The organism is Micrococcus sp. LASM2_SD2 (assembly GCF_057364565.1).
The window spans coordinates 1-2,196 of sequence record NZ_JBNFOB010000307.1 but is presented as its reverse complement, the minus strand read 5'-3'; the positions used below and the strand labels follow the sequence as shown (position 1 = coordinate 2,196).

Sequence of the window (2,196 nt, the reverse complement as noted above, 5' to 3'; positions counted from 1 at the left end):
CGCCGGCCCCCGCTCGAGGGGTCGCGCCGATGTCCGTCGAGGCCTCCGCGGCGTCGGCCGCCGCGGCATGGGCCGCCGCCATTGTCGCGTGCATGTTGCTGCCCGTGTCCGCGTCCGGGACCGGGAAGACGTTCAGCGCGTCCAGGCGTTCGGCGGCCTGGCCGAGCAGCTGCTCGGCACAGGCCAGCCAGCGGACGATGCGCGGGGGCCTCGGCGTGCGCGTCACCGGTTGAGCACCTCGTTCAGCGTGCCCGTGCGGATGCCCTCGCCGATGCGGCGGATGGAGGCCCAGTCCGGCCACACCACGGCCTGGTCGCCGGCATAGCCCGTGCCCAGGGTCGGCACCGTGCTCACCTGGATGTCGTCGCCGCGGACGCCGCGCATGGACCAGGCCAGGTCGAACAGGGTGCCGGAGTCCAGGGACTCGTCGAAGGTCAGGTACGGGGCGAAGGACTCGATGGAGTTCCGCACGGAGTTCGGGTCGGTGAGCGTCGTGCGGGACATCGCCTTGGTCACGATGGCCTTCACCAGGCGCTGCTGGTTCTCCACGCGGGAGTAGTCGCCGTCGCCGAAGGCGTAGCGCTCGCGGGCGTAGACGATGGCCTCCTCTCCGGTCAGGTGGATGTTCCCCTGCGCGAAGGACTTCCCGCCGGACTCGAAGGCCCGCGGGTTGTGCAGGTCTACGCCGCCGAGGGCGTTGACCAGGTCGCGGAAGCCCACCATGTCCACGGCCACCACGTGGTCCACCCGTGCCTGGAACATGTTCTCGACGGTCGAGATGGCCAGCGGGACGCCGCCGAGCTGGTAGGCGGCGTTGAGCTTGCGGTCCCCGTGGCCGCGGATCGGCAGCCAGGTGTCGCGCATGATGGACATGACCTGGATGTCCTCGCGGTCGCCGGGCACGTGCACCCACATCATCGTGTCCGAGCGGCCGATGCCGCTGATGCGGGCGATGTCCGTGTTCTTGCCGTCGGTGAGGTCGCCCGAGTCCGCGCCGAGGAGCAGGAAGTTCACGGCCTTCTCGTCGATGTCCTCGTCCGGGGACGAGGCCTCCGGTCCGTGTACCTCGCCGGGGCCGGTGACCTCCGGCATCACCACGGAGCCGGACCCCTCACCGGACGCCGAGCCGCCCGATCCGCCGCCGTCGGCGGAGCCTCCCGACCCGTCCGTGCCACCGCCGCCGGAGGCTCCTCCGGAGCCGTCACCGCCGCCGGACCCGTCCCCGTCGACGGAGCCGCCGGAGCCGTCCTCGGCCCCGTCCTGCGAGCCTCGGGTGCCGTCCTTCGAGCCGTCGCCGCGGCCCTGCCCGGCACCGCCGCCGTACTGGGGCCGCAGGCTCTCCTCGGGGAACACGTTCCCCTCGAACTTCTGCACGTCGTCCACGGTCTTGGCGATCCCGCCGACGTAGAGGGCCACCACGGCACCGGCGGCGATGAGCGCCAGCAGGAGCACGCCCGCCACGATCTTGAGGCCGCGATGACGTCGCCGGGGACGCCGGCCGGCCTCGGAGGCGGACGAGGATGCGGTGGATGGGCTCACGAGGCTGCGCTCCTGGGGGCTCGGGTCCTCACGACCGTGCTCCCGTGGCGCCGGCCGTGTCAGATCGGTGTGCCCCATGCTAGCCACCTCGACCGGGACTAGGGTGGAGGTCGTGACCGCGCTTTCCCCCTCCCCCGTCAAGGCCGTCCTGCTGCTGGCGGCGGTCGGGCTCGCCGCCAGCGGCTGCACCGACGGTCGGATCGCCTCCGTCCAGGCGGCCGAGAACGCCGCCGACCCGGCGTGCGCGCCCGCCATGATCGCGATGCCGGACGACGTCGGCGACCATTCCCTGCGCCCCACGGACAGTCAGGCCACCGCGGTGTGGGGAGACCCGTCCGCGGTCGTCCTGCGGTGCGGTGTGGAGCCCCCGGCCCCCACCACGGACCGGTGCGTCTCCGCCGAGGGCGTCGACTGGGTGGTCCGCGAGGAGGGCGAGAACTGGCGGATCACGACCTACGGACGCTCCCCCGCCGTTGAGGTGCTGTTCGCCCGGGACCGGGCCACCTCGGACAGCGTGATGGTGACCCTCGCCTCCGCCGTCGGCCGGATCCCCGCCGAACGCGGCTGCGTCAACCTGCAGGACGCCGAGGAGGTCGGCTGAGGACCGGCCCGCCCGGGCGCCGTGGGCGCCCTGCCTGCCCACGACGACGGGCGGCG

At 73.2% G+C, this 2,196-nt stretch carries 2 protein-coding genes and 1 pseudogene; 1 reads left to right on the top strand and 2 read right to left on the bottom strand.

All coding sequences use genetic code 11. From position 1 onward, the window contains the following. Both AC2W7A_RS11765 and AC2W7A_RS11760 read right to left on the bottom strand, forming a co-directional pair. Positions 1-226, bottom strand: a pseudogene (locus AC2W7A_RS11765) (DAK2 domain-containing protein); the annotation flags it as partial. Continuing rightward, positions 223-1,539, bottom strand: a complete 1,317-nt coding sequence (locus AC2W7A_RS11760; RefSeq protein ID WP_485991505.1) for an LCP family protein — start codon at positions 1,537-1,539, stop codon at positions 223-225. The pseudogene AC2W7A_RS11765 and the gene AC2W7A_RS11760, both read right to left, overlap by 4 nt. Before the next feature lie 112 nt (positions 1,540-1,651). Between AC2W7A_RS11760 and AC2W7A_RS11755 the strand changes: the two genes are divergently transcribed. Further along, complete coding sequence (locus AC2W7A_RS11755) at positions 1,652-2,140, top strand: DUF3515 family protein (protein WP_485991504.1); 489 nt, start codon at positions 1,652-1,654, stop codon at positions 2,138-2,140. Positions 2,141-2,196: the final 56 nt, after the last annotated feature.